Source organism: Alteraurantiacibacter aquimixticola (assembly GCF_004965515.1).
Lineage (GTDB): Bacteria > Pseudomonadota > Alphaproteobacteria > Sphingomonadales > Sphingomonadaceae > Alteraurantiacibacter > Alteraurantiacibacter aquimixticola.
This window is the reverse complement of the sequence record NZ_SSHH01000002.1, coordinates 158,681-175,118: the sequence shown is the minus strand read 5'-3', so window position 1 is coordinate 175,118 and position 16,438 is coordinate 158,681. Positions and strand designations below refer to the sequence as shown.

The window sequence follows — 16,438 nt, the reverse complement described above, 5'->3', positions numbered from 1 at the left end:
CTGTTAGCTCCTGCCTGCGTCAGACTGGGTAAGGTGGTGGCTGATGAAGATGGAAGCTGTCGATCAGAAGAGCGCGCGTGCGCTCGATTCCCTTCCGGTGACCTGCGGTGAGGTCACGGTGGGGTGTTCGGACGTTTCGGGCATCCTTGAGCAAGTTATTGAGACATCGACAAAACTGCGCGCGGAGCATCAGTCCCTGAAGGGCACTGTTGCGGAGATGGAGCAGGACCAGGCCAATGTTGGCGATGCCTGCGAGGAATCGCGCCTGCTCTCGGGCAAGGCGATCGAACAGCTCAATCGCAGCACCGCCATGATCGAAGGCTCGCTGGCCGACATCGCCAATCTGGTGGAAGTGGTCGAGAAACTCGGCCGCCAGGTGACCGATTTCGGCGCCGCGATCACCCAGGTGCGCAAGTCCTCCATCGATATCGACGAGATCGCGCAGGTCACCAACATCCTCGCCCTCAACGCCAATATCGAAGCGATGCGCGCCGGTGAGGCGGGGCGCCCCTTCGCCGTGGTGGCGACCGAGGTGAAGGAACTGGCAACGCAGGCGCAAAAGGCCGCGGACGAGATCACCCGCACGATGAATGCGCTGGAGACCAACGCCAATATGGTGATCGACGAGATTACCTCCGGCACCGAAATCAGCGAGCGCGCCAAGAGTTCGATCGGCAAGATCGAGGGAACGATCACCGATGTGGTGGAGATGGTGCAGGAGGTCGACAACCAGAACGACCAGATCGCCCGCGTCAGCGCCACCATGGCCGGGCATGTCGGCCGCGTCGGCGACGTGCTCGAAGCATTCGAAGGGGCGACCCAGCAAACCGAAGAAAAGCTTGCTTTGGCAGTTCGCCGCATGGCCAATGTCGAGGAAATGGGCAGCCTGATGTTCGACAAGATCGTCCACGCAGGCTTGTCTCCCGATGACAACGTCATGGTCGAACGCACGACGGAAGCCTGCCGCGAGGTGGTACAGGTTGCAGAAGATGCGATCGCCGATGGCTCCATCAGCGTGGATGACCTGTTCGACGAAAACTATGTCGAAGTCCCCGGTACCAACCCGCCGCTCTACCGCTCGCGCATGAGCGACTGGGCCGATGACAACTGGCGGCCGATCATGGACCGGGTGAAGGCATCCGATCCGCGCATCGTCGCCTGCGTCTGCGACGACCGCAACGGCTTCCTGCCCACGCACCATGCCGATAGCTCGCGCAAGCCGACCGGCGATTACGACCACGACCTGCAATATTGCCGCAACGGCCGGATTATCTTCCATGCCATCGACCGGCGCATCAAGAGCAACGACGCTCCCTATTCGATGGGGGTTTATCGCCACGAGTGCGGCGGTGAGGACTATAAGGTGGTGCGCCTTGCCAGCGTGCCGATCGTGATCAACGGCCGCCGCTGGGGCGATTTCGAGATTTCCTACCTGGTTTGATCAGGCCTCAGTTCTCGGCAGCCTCTGCCAGCAATCCGCGTGCGATGGAGATGAAGCGCAGGTCCGACACCGGAGCTTGCGGGTCGTTCCATCCCATGGTCAGCACCCAATAGGCGCCCGCATCGTCGCGTAGCAGCCAGCTGAAATTGAGTACGCCGGGTTCGGACCCGCCCTTGTAGCCGGCATAGTCCCAATCAGCGAAGGGCTCGGTCCCGATCCCCGTGTTCACAGCCATGATCTCGCGCGCGACCGGGTCTTCCGCCAGCCGTGTGAAGATACCGGCAATGTCGGCCGGGCTGGCAAACCATTCGATCTCCAGCAGGCGCGGCCCATTGGCAAAGACGCGGCTGGCATCGTTGAGGTCGAGTTCGCGATCCCGGAGCCCGTCCAGCGAGACACGCCGAACATCCAGCGGCGCATCGATATAGGCGCGCGCTGCTTCATCCTCAGTCAGCTTGAGCAGAAAGGTCTCGCGCGTGGTGAGGAAGGGGAAAGTCGCTTCGGGGTCCGCATGGCCCGATGCGATGACCTCCGCTTCCACCGCCTCGCGGCCAAGTTCCACGATCAGCTGGTCCGTGGCGGTATTGTCGCTGATCGAGATCATCAGCGTCGCCAGCGAATGCAGCGTCAGCGGGGAGCCTTCCGGCCAATTCTGCAATTGCCCGCTGGGAAAGCTGCGCTCTGTGAGAGGCACGACATCGTCCCAGTCGCGCTCGCCATTGGCGATGGAGCGAGCGAGGGCCGAGAGAACGTAGAGCTTGAAGGTGGAACCGATGCCGAGCGGCATGTCGGCATTGTGGCTCGCCAGCACTTCCGATCCGTCCAGCTTCGCGAAGAGCAGGTTGGTGGTGCCGGGCAGGGCCTGCAATTGCTCAAGCGCCGACAGCTCCTCTTCGCCCACGGGAACGAAGCTGTTGAGCAGCAGTCCGGCGATCTTCCACGGCTCTTCGGCCGCGAGCTGCATCGGCCCGCTGGCGATGGAATTCTCGAAACGGATGGCGATAGTGGCTGCGCCGGGTGCGCCGGCCGGCTCCACGCTTTCGAGGCCGACTAGCGGGCCGAGCTGGGCTTCGAGCTGGCCCTTGACGGCGAGGAACTGCGCCTCGGGAACGGCAGCAACGAAGGCGGGGGCGAAGACCTCCTCGAAAGCTGCTTCGCCCTGCAATACCGCAACCACATCCTGTGCGCGCTGCTCGATCGTCCCGCTGTCCTGTGCTGTGGCTGGTGTGCTCAGGATGGCGAACAGGGCGAGGGCGTACAGGACAAGGCGGCGCATGGGCATTCCTCCATCGGGAGCGATGTTATTTAGCCATTTGGCTAAATAGGTCAAGCTGAGAGGCTTGTGACCCGGTAGTCTCCCAGGCGCGGCATGTGTCACCGCGCCACGCGAGAAATCACGCGTCGATCAGGTCGCGGTCGAGTTCGCCCGCCCGGTTCTGGATGAAATTGAACCGGTGTTCGGGATTGCGGCCCATCAACTGGTCGACCAGTTCCTTCACCGCGAAACGCTGTTCGTGCTCGGCGGGGAGGGTGATGCGGATGAGGCTGCGTGTGGCCGGGCTCATCGTGGTCTCGCGCAATTGCTGCGGGTTCATTTCGCCAAGGCCCTTGAAGCGGCTGACTTCGACCTTCTTGCCCTTGAACACCGTTTCCTCCAGCTCGGCCCGATGCGCGTCGTCGCGGGCGTAGCGGCTCTCCTTGCCGGCGGTGAGGCGGTAGAGCGGCGGCTGCGCGAGGTAGAGATGCCCCTTGCGCACCAGCTCGGGCATTTCCTGGAAGAAGAAGGTCATCAGCAGCGTGGCGATATGCGCGCCGTCCACGTCTGCATCGGTCATGATCACGACGCGGTCGTAGCGGAGGTTTTCCGGATCGCAATCCTTGCGCGTGCCGCAGCCGAGCGCGAGGCCGAGATCGGCGATTTCGCTATTGGCGCGGATCTTGTCGGCGCTGGCCGATGCGACGTTCAGGATCTTGCCGCGAATGGGCAGGATCGCCTGCGTCTTGCGGTCGCGCGCCTGCTTGGCGCTGCCGCCTGCGGAATCGCCTTCGACGATGAAGATTTCGGTCTCGGCGTCGGTCTCGCCGCTGCAATCGGTCAGCTTGCCGGGCAGGCGCAGCTTCTTGGCATTGGTGGCGGTCTTGCGCTTCACCTCGCGCTCGGCCTTGCGCTTCAGCCGCTCGTCCATGCGTTCCATCACCGCGCCCAGCAGCGCGCGGCCGCGGTCCATATTGTCGGCAAGGAAATGGTCGAAATGGTCGCGCACGGCGTTTTCGACGAGGCGCGCGGCTTCGGGGCTGGTCAGCCGGTCCTTGGTCTGGCTCTGGAATTGCGGATCGCGGATGAAGACGGAGAGCATGATCTCCGACCCCGTCATCACGTCGTCCGCAGTGATCTGGTTCGCCTTCTTCTGCCCGGTGAGGTCACCGAAAGCGCGCAATCCCTTGGTGAGCGCGGCGCGCAGGCCCTGCTCATGCGTGCCGCCATCGGGTGTGGGCACGGTGTTGCAATACCAGCTGGTCGAGCCGTCCGACCATAACGGCCAGGCGACTGCCCATTCGACGCGGCCCTGCTGCTGGCCGTCCGCCTCCGGGAAATCCTGGCTACCGGCGAAGAAGTCGGTGGTGACGCATTCGCGCGTGCCGACCTCTTCCTTCAGGTGATCGGCAAGTCCGCCGGGAAACTGGAAGGTCGCTTCCTGCGGCACATCGTCCGACGCGAGCGAGGGCGCGCATTTCCAGCGAATCTCGACGCCGGCGAAAAGATAGGCCTTGGAGCGGGCGAGCTTGAACAGCCGTGCGGGTTTGAACTGCCGGTCGCCGAAAATCTCCGTATCGGGCACGAAGGTCACGCTGGTGCCGCGCCGATTGGGCGTGGTGCCAACCTTCTCGATCCCGCCCTGCGGCAGCCCACGCGAGAAACTCTGCGCGAACACTTCCTTATTGCGCGCCACTTCCACGCGTGTGTCGCTGGAAAGCGCGTTTACAACGGAAACGCCCACGCCGTGCAGGCCGCCGCTGGTGGCATAGGCCTTGCCGGAGAACTTGCCGCCCGAATGCAACGTGGTGAGGATCACTTCGAGCGTGGACTTGCCGGGGAACTTGGGATGCTCGTCCACCGGGATGCCGCGGCCATTATCGGTGATGGTCAGGCGCCCAGGAGTTCCAGGTTCTTCCTCCAGCACCATTTCGATGCGGTTGGCATGGCCGGCGACCGCCTCGTCCATCGCATTGTCGAGCACTTCGGCGGCGAGGTGGTGCAGCGCGCGGTCATCTGTGCCGCCGATATACATGCCGGGGCGGCGGCGGACGGGCTCGAGCCCCTCCAGCACCTCGATCGAGGAGGAATCATAATCGCCGCTGGTGGCGGAGGCGTTTTCGAACAGGTCGTCGCTCATATACCAGCTATAGGCCCGCGGAATCCGCGGATACAAGCAGGCAGGGCGAACTTATCGACTGTCTGGGAAGCGCGTCAGAACTGCGAGGGCGCGGCATCGACCACGCGTACGTCGCCATCGCCCACTTCGCGCACCTCGAAGGCCCGCTCGCCCACGCCATCGCTGCGGAAGCGGAATGCGCCGTCTAGGCCGAGGAAACCGCCTTCATCCGCAAGCTGGCGGATCGGGAAATCCTCGCCCGGATCCCAGTTGCGCGCGATACGCAGCGTCAGCAGCACCGCGTCATAGCCGAGCGTGGCGATGCGATAGGGCTGCGCGCCGAAACGCGATTCATAGGAATTGGCGAACTGGCGATAGCGTCCATCCGAAACGGCGGAGAACCACGCGCCTTCCATTGCGTCCGCGCGGGTGAGCGTCGTCTCGCCGCTCCACAATTCGGGGCCGATGATGGAGGGCAGGGCCTCGCCCGCTTCCTTCAACTCGCCTGCGGCCATGGCTGCAAGGCGCGCGCCATCGGCGATCAGCACAGTATCGAACCCGCCGCGCCCGTTCAGCCGGGTGGCGGCGCTGACGATGGAGGTATTGCCCCGGTCATAGGTCTCCGCATCGACAAGCGTCGCGCCATTGGCGTCCACCGCGCGTTGCAGTGCGGCGGCGGCGCGCTGGCCGTATTCGCCATTGGGCACCAGCACCGCAAAGCGGCGCGCACCCTGATCGATGGCGAAGCGCACGGTCCGCTCGATCGACTGTTCGGGCACGTGGCCCATCACGAAGACGTCTCGCGCGGCAACGCCCGTATCGTTGGAAAAGGTGATCAGCGGCACATCCGCCGGGCGCGCCTGTGCCAGCACGGCAGAAACATCCTCGCGGATCAGGGGGCCAAGGATCAGCGCATTGCCATCCTGCACCGCGCGCGAGGCAGCAGTGCCCGCGCCATTGGACGTGTCATAGGTCGTGATGCGGATATTCTCCGCATTGGTATCGAGCAGCGCCATGGTGGTGGCGTTGGCGATCGACTGGCCGACCTGTCCGTTCGCCCCGCTCAGCGGCACGAGCAGCGCAATGCGGTGGCGGCCGGCATCCTGCGGCAATACCGTATCGTCCGGCACTTCGACCGGTCCCGTAACAGGGCCGGTGACCGGACCGCCTTCGCCGCCGGGGATGACCTGGCACGCCGCCAGCGCCATGCTTCCCAGCACAATGGCCAGTCCGCGCTTCCAATTGCCGAACATGCTTGCTGCCTCCACTCAATCTGGTTCATGAGGGGGCCGTGACACAGGCGCCCCATACCGAAAGACTTGATCCCGGCCTCTATATAGTGGCGACCCCGATTGGCAATCTCGGGGATATGACTTTGCGGGCAAAGGAGGTGCTGGAGCGATGTGACGCGATCGCCTGCGAGGATACAAGGGTGACCGGCAAGCTGCTGAAGCTGCTGGGTATATCCAACAAGCTGTGGCGCTATGACGACCATGCTTCCGAAGCCGATCGCGAGCGTTTGCTGGCCGCGATGCAGGATCAGGCGATTGCACTGGTGAGCGATGCCGGCATGCCGCTGGTGTCCGATCCGGGATACCGCCTCGTCCGCGAAGCACGCGCGGCGGGAATTCCCGTCACCGCCTTGCCCGGGGCGAGCGCGCCGCTCCTCGCCCTTGCCATGTCGGGCATGCCCAATGACCGCTTCCTGTTCGGAGGATTCCTGCCGGTAAAGGAGAAGGCGCGGGCGGACCTGTTGGCTGAACTCGCGCCGATCCGCAGCACGCTTATCTTCTTCGAGACCGCGCCGCGCCTCACCAAGTCGCTCACCGCCATTGGCGAGCAGCTGCCCGGACGCGAGATCGCCGTCGCGCGCGAATTGACCAAGCTGCATGAGGAATGCCGCAGCGGCAGCGCCCATGATCTGGTCGCGCATTACACCGACCATCCGCCCAAGGGGGAGATCGTGCTGCTGGTCGGCCCGCCGGTCGAGCCCCATCCGGGCAAGTTCGATATCGATACCTTGCTGATGGATGCGATGGAGACCGCCAAGCCCAGCCAGGCCGCCTCGCAAGTGGCCAAGATCACCGGGCTGGAACGCCGCATGCTCTATACCCGCGCGATGGAGCTGAAGGGCCAGTGAAGCGCCAGAAGGCGGAAAAACGCGGGCGGCAGGGCGAAGCGCGCGCTGCTGCGTGGTTGCGGCTGAAAGGCTGGCACATCATCGATACGCGCGTGAAAACCCCGGTGGGAGAAATCGATATCGTGGCCAAACGCGGCGGCCTCGTCGCCTTTGTGGAGGTGAAGTGGCGCAGCAAGGCGGAGGACCTCGACCATGCGATCGACGCCTACCGCCTGCGCCGCGTGGCCGCAGCGGCCGAAGCGGTGGCGCACCAATATGCGCGCGAGGGGGAGGATATCAGCGTTGACGTGATCCTCCTTGCGCCGCGCACATTCCCTCGCCACATCACCAATGCCTGGCAGCCCTGACCCTTCGACAAGCTCAGGATGAGCGGAGAATTCTTATGTCCCTACGCGTCGCCGTCCAGATGGACCCGATCGAGACCATCAATATCGCAGGCGATTCCAGCTTCGCGCTGATGCTGTCGGCGCAGGCGCGCGGGCACAAGGTTTGGCATTATGATGTGTCGACCATCGCTTATGAGGATGGGCGTATCACCGCCTGGGCCTCGCCCGTCACCGTGCAGCGCGTCGTCGGCGATCACTTCACCAAGGGGGAGCTGCGCAAGATCGACCTCGCCACGGATATCGACGTGGTGCTGATGCGGCAGGATCCGCCCTTCCACCTCGGCTATATCAGCACGGCGTTGCTGCTCGACCGGCTGAAGGGCACCACACTCGTCTCCAACGATCCGCGTGAAGTCGTGAACGCGCCGGAGAAGATGTACGTCCTCGATTACGCGCAATTCATGCCGCCGACGCTGGTGGCGCGCCATCTGGAAGATGTGCGCGAGTTCCAGGCCAAGCATGGCTCGGTGGTGGTGAAGCCGCTGCATGGCAATGGCGGCAAGGCGATCTTCAAGATCGATGAGCAGGGCACCAACACCTCCGCCCTGTTCGAAGTGTTCAACTGGACCTGGCCCGAACCGCATATGGTCCAGCCTTTCCTTCCCGAGGTTGAACGGGGCGACAAGCGCATCGTGCTGGTCGATGGCGAGTTTGCCGGTGCGATCAACCGCAAGCCGGGGGAAGGGGAGTTCCGCTCCAACCTTGCGCAGGGCGGCTATGCCGAAGCGGCGGAGCTGACGCCGGAGGAAGAGGCGATCTGTGCCGCCATGGGCCCGGATTTGAAGCGGCGCGGCCTCGTCTTCGTGGGAATCGACGTGATCGGCGGCAAATGGCTCACCGAAATCAACGTCACCAGCCCCACCGGCATCGTCGCGATCGACCAGTTCAACGGCACCGATACGCCGGGCCGGATCTGGGATGCTTTGGAGCGTCGGCACGCCGCCATGGTGGCGAGCTCAAGTTAAGTTGAGCTATTGTGGAAAATCCGGTGAACCCTCCGCCGGCGCCATGCGTTAGGCTTTCATGGAACAGTTGATCATCGAGGCGATCCGCCAGGGCGGCTACGTCGGCATCTTCCTGCTGATGGTGCTGGAAAATGTCGTCCCGCCCGTGCCCAGCGAAGTGATCATGGGCATTGGCGGCCTGCTGGTGGAGCGCGGCGAGATGCAGTTCTGGCCGCTGCTGCTGATCGGCACTGCCGGGACTGTCGTTGGCAATTATTTCTGGTACTGGATCGGCGACAAATGGGGGTTCGAGCGGCTTGAGCCCTTTATCGATCGCTGGGGCCGCTGGCTGACCGTGGACTGGGAGCAGCTGGTCAGGGCGCAGGTCTTTTTCGCCAGGCACGGCCACTGGGTAATCTTCTTCCTGCGTTTCTCGCCCTTCCTGCGTACGATCATCTCGCTGCCGGCGGGCCTGACACATATGCCCAAGGTGAAGTTCCTCTTCTTCACCTTCGCCGGATCGCTGATCTGGAATGCCGGGCTGATCAAGGGCGGGGAATGGCTGGCGGGCTATCTCGCCGAATCCGAGCACATCATCGGCTGGCTGATCATCGGTTTCGTCGTGCTGGGAGCGGTAGGCTATCTCTACCGTGTGCTGACATGGCACCCGCGGGAGCCGAGCGAGGACTAGTCCTTCTCGCGCGGATGGGCGCCGCGATAGGTTTCCAGCAGCGTGGCCGCATCGACCTTCGTATAGATCTGCGTCGAGCCGAGGCTGGCATGGCCGAGCAGTTCCTGCAGCGTTCGCAGATCGGCGCCCGCGCCAAGGAGGTGCGTGGCGAAGGAATGGCGCAGCGCATGCGGCGTGGCGCTGGCGGGCAGGCCCAGCGCCTTCCGCGCCTTGGCCATCGCCTTTTGCACCATGCCCTGCCCCAGCGCGCCGCCCTTGGCGCCCTTGAACAGCGGGCCAGTGGGGGTGATCGGCCAAGGGCAGAGCTTGGCATATTCGCCCACCGCCTCGCGCACGATCGGGATGAGCGGGACGACGCGCTGCTTGCCGCCCTTGCCGGTGACCGTCAGCACTTCGCCCAGCGGCACATCCGCGCCTGTCAGCGAGAGCGCCTCGGCAATGCGCAGGCCCGCGCCATACATCAGCAGCAGCACCGCCCGGTCGCGCGCGCCGATCCAGTGATCGCTGGCGAGGCCTTCCACCAGGTCGGCCATGTTGGTCGCATCGTCCGGCGTTACGGGGCGCGGCAGGCCCTTCTTCACGCGCGGGCCGCGCAGGCGCGGGGCGGCGGCGTCGTCCTCGCCCAATTGCTCGCGGGCGAAGGCGAGGAAGCCCTTGAGTGCGGAGAGTTCGCGCGCGGCAGAGACATTGCCGAGCCCTTCGGAGCGCCGCCGCGCCATCTGCAGCCGCAGCGCGCCCGCTTCCAGTCGCGCCACATCCGCCCAGCTTTCCGCCCCCGTCTGGTCGAGCAGCCGCGTCGCCGCGCCGAGATAGGCGCGCACCGTATGCGGCGATCGGCGGCGGGCATTGGTCAGGTGGTCGCCCCAGGCCTCGAGCAAATCAGGCTTGCTCATGCGGCAACCAGCCCGTCCGCCACCACGCGCGGCAGGATGGCATCGAGCAACGGCATTCCGGCGGGGGTGACGGTGATATGCGAGGCTTCGCGGGTGACGAGGCCGTAGGACGCAAGCTGCTCCAGTTCGGCGAAATCGACCAGCTGTTCTTCGGGAAGAGCGAAACGGCGGGCGAGGGCGGCGATGTCCAGCCCCTCGGCCAGCCGCAGCCCCATCAGCAGCGCTTCGGAGGCCTGCTCGGGTACAGGAATGGCAAGCTCATGCTGGCAGCCCGATCCGCGCTCTTCGACCGCCGAGAGCCAGTTCTCCGGCTTGCGATGCCGCTGCGTCGCCATTCCGCTACGACGCCCATGCGCGCCGGGGCCTATGCCGACATAGTCCTGGTATCGCCAATAGGTGAGGTTGTGGCGGCTTTCCTCGCCGTGTCGCGCATGGTTGCTGATCTCGTAGGCGGGCAGCCCCGCCGCCGAAGTCAGCTCCTGCGTCAGCGAATAGAGGTCCGCAGCCGCATCGTCGTCGAGCGGCGCGAAATCGCCCTGCCGCACCATGGTGGCAAACTTGGTCCCCGGCTCGATGGTCAGCTGGTAAAGCGAGAGGTGCGACGTGCCCAAACCAAGCGCGCGCGATAGCTCCGCCCGCCATTCCTCCGGCGTATGACCGGGCAAGGCATAGATGAGGTCGAATGAGACCCGCTCAAACACGTTCTGTGCCGTCTCGAGCGCTCTCAGCCCCTCTTCCGCACTGTGTAGCCGCCCCAGGAATCGCAGCTTCGCATCGTCGAGCGCCTGCAGGCCGAGCGAGGCGCGGTTGACGCCTGCACTCGCCAGATCGGCGTAATTCCGCGCCTCGACCGAGGAGGGATTGCCCTCCAGCGTGATCTCGATCCCCTCGGCAAATCCCCACAGCGCCTCCGCCTCTCGCAGCAGCGCTTCGACGAGGGCAGGGGGCATCAGCGAGGGCGTTCCGCCGCCAAAGAAGATCGAGCTCAGCTTCTCGCCGCTCGCAAGCGCCGCCTCCGCCCGCATGTCGGCGACCAGCGCCGCCTGCCAGCGCGCCACATCCACGCCATCGCGCACATGCGAGTTGAAGTCGCAATAGGGGCATTTCTTCAGGCAGAAGGGCCAGTGGATGTAGAGCGCGCGCGCCATCATGCTTCAGATTTCGTTAAAACAACTTCTGCAATCTCGCGCTTATGGGACGGGTTCGCAAGCTTTGCGCCGCTCTGGCGGCTTCTGCGCTGGGCATTGCCGCGCCGCTGGGCGCGCAGGACCAGCCTGCCAGCGCCTTCGAACACGAATTCCTGACCGCGCATAATGAGGAACGCCGCGATGCCGGTGTCCCGCCGCTCGCCTGGAGTGACGAGCTGGCCGAGGAAGCGCATGCTTGGGCACGCCGCCTCGCTCGCCAGGGGCGCCTCCAGCACGCCAGCCGCGACGAGCGTGGGGACAAAGGCGAGAACCTCTGGATGGGGACCGCCGCGCTCTATAGCGCGCGCACCATTTTCAGCACATTTGTCGCCGAAAAGCGCCATTTCATGAACGGGAGCTTCCCCAATGTCTCGCGCACCGGACGCTGGCGCGATGTCGGCCATTATACGCAGGTGATCTGGCGCGAGACGCAGCAACTGGGCTGCGCGGTGGCACGCAACGATGCGCATGATTTCGTCGTCTGCCGCTATTGGCCTGCGGGCAATTGGTACGGTCGTACCCCGCTTTGAGCTAGACGCCGAACTGGTCGGCCACCAGCTTGGCAAAGGCATCGGCGCGGTGGCTGATGCGGTGCTTTTCCTCCGGAGCGATCTCGGCAAAGGTCTGCTCGCGACCGGCTGGAACGAAGACCGGGTCGTAGCCGAAGCCCATTTCCCCGCGCGGAGGCCATGTCAGCGTGCCGTCCACCCGGCCTTCATAGACCGCATGCTCCCCATCGGGCCAGGCGAGCGCGAGGACGCAGGAGAACCACGCATCGCGCGGCACATCTGCGCCCTTGGCCTGCAACATGCCTTCGACCTTGCCCATGGCCATGTACCAGTCGCGCCCGGGAGGTCCTTCGAAATGACGCGTCTCCGCCCAGTCGGCAGTATAGACGCCGGGGCGGCCATCGAGCGCGGCGACCGACAACCCGCTATCATCGGCGAGGGCGGGGAGGCCCGAAGCCTCCGCCGCCGCGCGCGCCTTGATCAGCGCGTTCTGGACGAAGGTCGTGCCCGTCTCGGGCGGTTCGGGAAGGCCCAGCGACCCGGCGGAGATGCAATCCAGCCCATAAGGCGCGAGCAAGGCCGAAATTTCCTTCAGCTTGCCCGCATTATGCGTGGCGATCACCAGCTTTCCCGAACCGATTTTCCGGGTCATTTCACTGCGGTGCCCTGAGCCGTGAAGATCTGTCCGCAACCGATATTGGCGAGGCGCAGCAGGCGCAGCAGGCCTTCCTCGTCATAAGTCGCGCCTTCGGCCGTCGCCTGCACTTCGGCGATCTGGCCGCCTTCGATCAGTACGAAATTGGCATCGGCATCGGCAGAGCTGTCCTCGTCATAGTCGAGATCGAGCACCGGGTTGCCCTGGTAGATGCCGCAGGAAATGGCGGCGATCTTCGCGGTGATGGGGTCATGCTTGATCGCGTCGGCCTCCATCAGCTTGTTCACCGCCATGCGCAGCGCCACCCAAGCGCCGGAGATCGAGGCGGTGCGCGTGCCGCCATCGGCCTGGAGCACGTCGCAATCCAAGGTGATCTGCCGCTCGCCGAGCTTGTTGAGGTCGCACACGGCGCGCAAGCTGCGGCCGATCAGGCGCTGGATTTCCTGCGTGCGCCCGCTCTGCTTGCCCTTTGCCGCCTCACGGCTGCCGCGGGTGTGGGTTGCGCGCGGGAGCATCGAATATTCGCCGGTGACCCAGCCCGAACCCTTGCCGCGCATCCACGGCGGCACGCGCTCTTCCACGCTGGCGGTGCACAGCACGCGCGTATCGCCGAAGCTGATCAGGCAGCTGCCCTCGGCGTGCTTGGTGAAACCGGTTTCGATAGTGATGGCGCGCATTTCGTCTGCGGCGCGGCCGGAAGGTCGCATGGAATTCTCCGATAATGGGACTCGATATTGCCAGCGCGGCCCTAGCGCCTAGATAGGGCGATGTCATGGCATCTCCACCGATCACTGAATTGACGACCCGTGCGCGCGATGTCTTCCGCCTGGTGGTGGAGGATTATCTGGCGAGCGGGCAGCCGGTGGGATCGAAGACCCTGGCCGCGCGCGGCGGCCTCAACCTCTCGCCCGCCTCGATCCGTTCGGTGCTGAGCGACCTCGAGCAATTGGGCCTGCTCGCCGCGCCGCATACCAGCGCGGGGCGCATGCCGACCGAGACTGGCCTGCGCCTTTTCGTTGACGGCATGATGCAGGTGGCGGAGCCCACGGCGCAGGAACGCGCTGCGATCGAGGCGCAGCTGGCGCGGCCCGGCCCGATCGAGGAAGCGTTGGAGAATACCAGCACGCTCCTCTCCGACCTGTCCGGCGCGGCGGGTATGGTGATGGTGCCGCAACGCGAACCGCGCCTGACGCAGATGAATGTCGTCCCGCTCGATGCCGGGCGCGCGCTTGTCGTGCTGGTGGGTGAAGACGGGCATGTGGAAAACCGCGTGCTCGACCTGCCGGCGGGGATCGCCAGCGGGGCGCTGCAGCAGGCGAGCAATTACGTGACCGCAAGGCTTGCCGGTCGCACATTGCCGGAGGCGGTGAGGGCGATCGAGACCGAAATCCGCAGCGGTCAGAGCGCGCTCGACGATGCGAGCCGCGACCTTGTCGAACGCGGCATCGTGACCTGGAGCGAGGATGCCGCGCGGCGCAAGGTGCTGATCGTGCGCGGGCAGGCCAACCTGCTCGACGAAAGCGCGCTGGGCGATATCGAGCGTATTCGATCCCTGATCGATGACCTTGAAAACAAACAGACAATTGCCGATCTTCTCGACAGTGCGAAGGAGGCGGAGGCGACGCGCATCTTTATCGGCGCGGAAAATCGCCTATTTGCCCTGTCGGGTTCCTCCGTTATCGCCGCCCCCTATCGCGACCGCGAGGGCAGGGTGGTCGGCGTTTTGGGGGTTATCGGGCCGACGCGCCTCAACTATGCGCGCGTGGTGCCCATGGTGGATTTTACCGCCCAGTCACTGGGCAAGAGAATTGGATAGTCAGAAAAGTCGATGAACGAGAACGATAGCGAAAACGGCCGGAAGCAGGATCCCGAAGTCGAAAAGGAACTGGAAGGCGTGCCCGAAGAGTTTCTCGAAGGGGAAGGGTATCCCGAGGGCGAAGGCTTCCCGGAAGAAGACGAGGATGCGCTGGCTATGCTGCGCGGCGAGCTGGAAGAAGCCAAGCAGCAGGTCCTCTATGCCCGCGCCGAAACGCAGAACGTGCGCCGCCGGATGGAGAAGGACGTTGCCGATGCGCGCGCCTATGCCGCGACCGGCTTTGCCCGCGATATCCTCTCCGTGGCGGACAATCTCGCCCGCGCATTGCAGGCCGTGCCGGAAGAAATGCGCGAGCATTCCAAGCTGGAAGGCCTCGTCGCCGGTATCGAGGCGACGCAGCGCGAGCTCGACAAGGTCTTCGGCCAGCACGGCATTAGCCGCATCGCCGCCATGGGCCTGCCGCTCGACCCCAACCAGCACCAGGCGATGATGGAAATTCCCACCAATGATGCCGAACCCGGCACGATCGTGCAGGAAATGCAGAGCGGCTACATGATCAAGGACCGCCTGTTGCGCCCCGCCATGGTCGGCGTGGCGAAGAAGCCGGACTGACCGTAGGGAAACAGCCGGGACGCAATGTCCCGGCTGCGATGGTTGTGGCCAAGGCGAACGGCGGGGACACCGCGCCTAAGCGGCGGGTGCCCTGTCGCGGCTATTCGCTGACGAGTTCGGAAATCTGCAGCGTGGCGGTTTCAAAGGAACTATCGGAATAGGTCCCAACCCAAATCTCGTAACGACCGCTCATGGGTTTTTCGAAACGCAGTGACGGGTTCAGGCCTTCGCCACCATCGTCGTTGCAATACCAACGCCCGTCCGGGGCGTTGATGACCAGCGTCGTATCCGCATCGGAGGCGACCGAGATGATCAGCGGCAGGCTGCCGCTCGAATAGCGCAATCGGAAATCAGGATTGTTGGCGATAAACCCGCTGCACGAACTGCCGAGTTCGCTGGCGGCAACGCTGCCGCCCGACTGGAGGTTGACGGAGTACGGGTCTGGCGTGAAGCCCGAGCTTAGATCGATCTCGCCATAGGCGGGGGTGCCGCCCGTGTCTTGTGCCGCTGCCGGAATCGCATGGGCAGCAACAGTCATTGCGGCCATTGCCGCGATCTTGAATACGGTATTCATCGATAAACCCCCTGATTTCAGTGCCCGCCGTTCCTCTCGGCATAAGGGCAACCTTGCGACCACGGCGATTACCCTATCGTTCACCCATTTCAAGGACCTGAGTGAGCCTATACGGTGTTCGTCATATGCGGGGTGGTTTAACTGGACGAAGCAAAGGGAAGAATGCCGGCATAGGTTTCATATGGCGCGGCTCCGGGAATCTTGGCTCCCTTGCGCAGCAGGAAGGCGTGTTTGACGATCTCCGCCTGCTGTTCGATCCCATAGCGGGTGAGCGGCCAGCCAGGCTTCAGGCTGTAATCGTAGCGGCACCAGGGATGGCGGTGGAGGACGAGGTACCAGTCCCCGCGCGTCTGCGTCTGCCAGACATGTGTCATCTCATGGATGAAATGCGCCTGGCTGTGGAGCGCGGCCGTCGCAAAGTCCTCACAATAGGACTGTCCATGTGGATGGAAGTGCAGGTGACCGCGCGGCGCCATGGTCACCTTCCTGGGGTGGAAGGGAAACCACTTACGGCGCCGGATCATCACCTTCTCATAGGAGATCGCACCGCCGAAGACGGAGCGCGCCAGCGCAACCTCGCCTTCGCTCAGCGGCCGCTCGCCACCGACGGGGCAGGATTGCGTTGGCGCGTCCAGTGTTATTCGCCTGCTTCGTATTCTTCGCCGGGCGCGAGCAGCGTGACCGGGAAGCTGACCTTGTCGCCGCGCACGAAGCTGAGCGTGACTTCGAGCTCTTCACCGGCTTCCAGACCCTCGGGCAGGCCGAACACCATCACATGCTTGCCGCCCTGCTCGAAGGTGACGCTCTCGCCGGCAGGGACGGGTACCTGCAACAGTTCCTGCATGTCCATCTGACCGCTCCATTCGGCAGTCTCGTGGAATGTCGCGCTGTCGGCGCCGATCACGCTGGCGGCGCGCAGCATCTGGTCTTCGCTGCCCTCATTGGTGATCGTGAAATAGACCGAGCCGGGATTGCCGGCCACGGCAGGCAGGTTCATCCGCCCGTCGGTGACCGAAATGCCTTCGGGCGCTTCGGGAGCGGTCTGGACCGGCGCTTCAGGCTCGCTGCTGCAGGCGGCGAGGCCAACCACGAGTGCGGAGGCGGCGAGGCTGGCAAGAATACGTCTCATTTCGGGTCTTTCCCCCTTTTGTTCATTGTCATGCATCCTATTGCGGGGACAGCATACTGCCAAGTGGCGCGCATCCCTTGTCCGGCA

General features: G+C 64.4%; 18 protein-coding genes. 8 read left to right on the top strand and 10 right to left on the bottom strand.

The features are described from left to right. Nucleotides 1–43: 43 nt before the first annotated feature. Complete coding sequence (locus E5222_RS07290) at nucleotides 44–1,441, top strand: methyl-accepting chemotaxis protein (protein ID WP_136693113.1); 1,398 nt, start codon at nucleotides 44–46, stop codon at nucleotides 1,439–1,441. 7 nt (nucleotides 1,442–1,448) lie between these two features. Here E5222_RS07290 and E5222_RS07285 read toward each other — a convergent pair whose 3' ends face one another. The 3 genes from E5222_RS07285 to E5222_RS07275 form a co-directional block, all read right to left on the bottom strand. After that, nucleotides 1,449–2,717: a serine hydrolase gene (locus E5222_RS07285; protein WP_169053518.1), complete on the bottom strand. Its 1,269-nt coding sequence runs from the start codon at nucleotides 2,715–2,717 to the stop codon at nucleotides 1,449–1,451. Between the two features lie 118 nt (nucleotides 2,718–2,835). After that, the gene (gene parE, locus E5222_RS07280) at nucleotides 2,836–4,836 is read right to left on the bottom strand and encodes a DNA topoisomerase IV subunit B (protein WP_136693111.1); all 2,001 of its coding nucleotides are present in this window, start codon (nucleotides 4,834–4,836) and stop codon (nucleotides 2,836–2,838) included. Nucleotides 4,837–4,910: 74 nt separating this feature from the next. Continuing rightward, entirely contained in the window at nucleotides 4,911–6,068 is a 1,158-nt protein-coding gene (locus E5222_RS07275; protein ID WP_136693110.1) for a penicillin-binding protein activator, read from the bottom strand. A 38-nt stretch (nucleotides 6,069–6,106) separates the two neighbouring features. Between E5222_RS07275 and rsmI the strand changes: the two genes are divergently transcribed. Genes rsmI through E5222_RS07255 form a run of 4 tightly spaced genes read left to right on the top strand, consistent with a single transcriptional unit; the run spans nucleotide 6,107 to nucleotide 8,976 of the window. Further along, nucleotides 6,107–6,955 (top strand): 16S rRNA (cytidine(1402)-2'-O)-methyltransferase, encoded by an 849-nt coding sequence (gene rsmI / locus E5222_RS07270; protein ID WP_246021600.1) that lies wholly within the window; start codon nucleotides 6,107–6,109, stop codon nucleotides 6,953–6,955. Next, complete coding sequence (locus tag E5222_RS07265; RefSeq protein ID WP_136693109.1) at nucleotides 6,952–7,302, top strand: YraN family protein; 351 nt, start codon at nucleotides 6,952–6,954, stop codon at nucleotides 7,300–7,302. Before rsmI ends, E5222_RS07265 begins: the two co-directional genes overlap by 4 nt. Before the next feature lie 35 nt (nucleotides 7,303–7,337). After that, nucleotides 7,338–8,306 (top strand): glutathione synthase, encoded by a 969-nt coding sequence (gene gshB, locus E5222_RS07260; protein ID WP_136693108.1) that lies wholly within the window; start codon nucleotides 7,338–7,340, stop codon nucleotides 8,304–8,306. Between the two features lie 58 nt (nucleotides 8,307–8,364). After that, nucleotides 8,365–8,976, top strand: a complete 612-nt coding sequence (locus E5222_RS07255) for a DedA family protein (RefSeq protein ID WP_136693107.1) — start codon at nucleotides 8,365–8,367, stop codon at nucleotides 8,974–8,976. Here the strand turns inward: E5222_RS07255 and E5222_RS07250 are convergent. Further along, nucleotides 8,973–9,869, bottom strand: a complete 897-nt coding sequence (locus tag E5222_RS07250; protein ID WP_136693106.1) for a tyrosine recombinase XerC — start codon at nucleotides 9,867–9,869, stop codon at nucleotides 8,973–8,975. The genes E5222_RS07255 and E5222_RS07250 overlap by 4 nt on opposite strands. Further along, nucleotides 9,866–11,017, bottom strand: a complete 1,152-nt coding sequence (gene hemW, locus E5222_RS07245) for a radical SAM family heme chaperone HemW (protein WP_136693778.1) — start codon at nucleotides 11,015–11,017, stop codon at nucleotides 9,866–9,868. The genes E5222_RS07250 and hemW overlap by 4 nt, the downstream gene beginning before the upstream one ends. 44 nt (nucleotides 11,018–11,061) lie before the next feature. Here hemW and E5222_RS07240 point away from each other — a divergent pair, with 44 nt between their 5' ends. Further along, complete coding sequence (locus E5222_RS07240) at nucleotides 11,062–11,586, top strand: CAP domain-containing protein (RefSeq protein WP_136693105.1); 525 nt, start codon at nucleotides 11,062–11,064, stop codon at nucleotides 11,584–11,586. A 1-nt stretch (nucleotide 11,587) separates the two neighbouring features. Here the strand turns inward: E5222_RS07240 and rdgB are convergent, their stop codons facing one another. After that, entirely contained in the window at nucleotides 11,588–12,217 is a 630-nt protein-coding gene (gene rdgB, locus E5222_RS07235) for an RdgB/HAM1 family non-canonical purine NTP pyrophosphatase (protein WP_136693104.1), read from the bottom strand. After that, the gene (rph, locus tag E5222_RS07230) at nucleotides 12,214–12,927 is read right to left on the bottom strand and encodes a ribonuclease PH (RefSeq protein WP_136693103.1); all 714 of its coding nucleotides are present in this window, start codon (nucleotides 12,925–12,927) and stop codon (nucleotides 12,214–12,216) included. The genes rdgB and rph overlap by 4 nt, the downstream gene beginning before the upstream one ends. A gap of 65 nt (nucleotides 12,928–12,992) precedes the next feature. On the opposite strand from rph, the gene hrcA reads away from it, so the two are divergent. Both hrcA and grpE read left to right on the top strand, forming a co-directional pair. After that, the gene (gene hrcA / locus E5222_RS07225; protein ID WP_136693102.1) at nucleotides 12,993–14,036 is read left to right on the top strand and encodes a heat-inducible transcriptional repressor HrcA; all 1,044 of its coding nucleotides are present in this window, start codon (nucleotides 12,993–12,995) and stop codon (nucleotides 14,034–14,036) included. Between the two features lie 12 nt (nucleotides 14,037–14,048). After that, entirely contained in the window at nucleotides 14,049–14,648 is a 600-nt protein-coding gene (gene grpE / locus E5222_RS07220) for a nucleotide exchange factor GrpE (RefSeq protein ID WP_136693101.1), read from the top strand. Between the two features lie 100 nt (nucleotides 14,649–14,748). On the opposite strand, the gene E5222_RS07215 is transcribed toward grpE, so the two are convergent. The 3 genes from E5222_RS07215 to E5222_RS07205 all read right to left on the bottom strand — a co-directional run bounded on the left by E5222_RS07215 (nucleotide 14,749) and on the right by E5222_RS07205 (nucleotide 16,351). Then, nucleotides 14,749–15,222: a hypothetical protein gene (locus tag E5222_RS07215; protein ID WP_211196116.1), complete on the bottom strand. Its 474-nt coding sequence runs from the start codon at nucleotides 15,220–15,222 to the stop codon at nucleotides 14,749–14,751. Between the two features lie 137 nt (nucleotides 15,223–15,359). After that, nucleotides 15,360–15,863 carry a vgr related protein gene (locus E5222_RS07210; protein ID WP_425456251.1) on the bottom strand — a complete coding sequence of 168 codons (504 nt, stop codon included), beginning with the start codon at nucleotides 15,861–15,863 and terminating at the stop codon, nucleotides 15,360–15,362. Then, nucleotides 15,860–16,351, bottom strand: a complete 492-nt coding sequence (locus E5222_RS07205) for a copper chaperone PCu(A)C (RefSeq protein WP_169053517.1) — start codon at nucleotides 16,349–16,351, stop codon at nucleotides 15,860–15,862. The genes E5222_RS07210 and E5222_RS07205 overlap by 4 nt, the downstream gene beginning before the upstream one ends. Between the last annotated feature and the right edge of the window lie 87 nt (nucleotides 16,352–16,438).

Bases quoted from the DNA above. Each gene is read 5' to 3' on its own strand.
- E5222_RS07290 (WP_136693113.1), top strand. From the start codon at position 44: ATGAAGATGGAAGCTGTCGATCAGAAGAGCGCGCGTGCGCTCGATTCC.
- E5222_RS07285 (WP_169053518.1), bottom strand. From the start codon at position 2,717: ATGCGCCGCCTTGTCCTGTACGCCCTCGCCCTGTTCGCCATCCTGAGC.
- parE (WP_136693111.1), bottom strand. From the start codon at position 4,836: ATGAGCGACGACCTGTTCGAAAACGCCTCCGCCACCAGCGGCGATTAT.
- E5222_RS07275 (WP_136693110.1), bottom strand. From the start codon at position 6,068: ATGTTCGGCAATTGGAAGCGCGGACTGGCCATTGTGCTGGGAAGCATG.
- gshB (WP_136693108.1), top strand. From the start codon at position 7,338: ATGTCCCTACGCGTCGCCGTCCAGATGGACCCGATCGAGACCATCAAT.
- E5222_RS07255 (WP_136693107.1), top strand. From the start codon at position 8,365: ATGGAACAGTTGATCATCGAGGCGATCCGCCAGGGCGGCTACGTCGGC.
- E5222_RS07250 (WP_136693106.1), bottom strand. From the start codon at position 9,869: ATGAGCAAGCCTGATTTGCTCGAGGCCTGGGGCGACCACCTGACCAAT.
- hemW (WP_136693778.1), bottom strand. From the start codon at position 11,017: ATGGCGCGCGCGCTCTACATCCACTGGCCCTTCTGCCTGAAGAAATGC.
- E5222_RS07240 (WP_136693105.1), top strand. From the start codon at position 11,062: ATGGGACGGGTTCGCAAGCTTTGCGCCGCTCTGGCGGCTTCTGCGCTG.
- rdgB (WP_136693104.1), bottom strand. From the start codon at position 12,217: ATGACCCGGAAAATCGGTTCGGGAAAGCTGGTGATCGCCACGCATAAT.
- rph (WP_136693103.1), bottom strand. From the start codon at position 12,927: ATGCGACCTTCCGGCCGCGCCGCAGACGAAATGCGCGCCATCACTATC.
- hrcA (WP_136693102.1), top strand. From the start codon at position 12,993: ATGGCATCTCCACCGATCACTGAATTGACGACCCGTGCGCGCGATGTC.
- grpE (WP_136693101.1), top strand. From the start codon at position 14,049: ATGAACGAGAACGATAGCGAAAACGGCCGGAAGCAGGATCCCGAAGTC.
- E5222_RS07215 (WP_211196116.1), bottom strand. From the start codon at position 15,222: ATGAATACCGTATTCAAGATCGCGGCAATGGCCGCAATGACTGTTGCT.
- E5222_RS07205 (WP_169053517.1), bottom strand. From the start codon at position 16,351: ATGAGACGTATTCTTGCCAGCCTCGCCGCCTCCGCACTCGTGGTTGGC.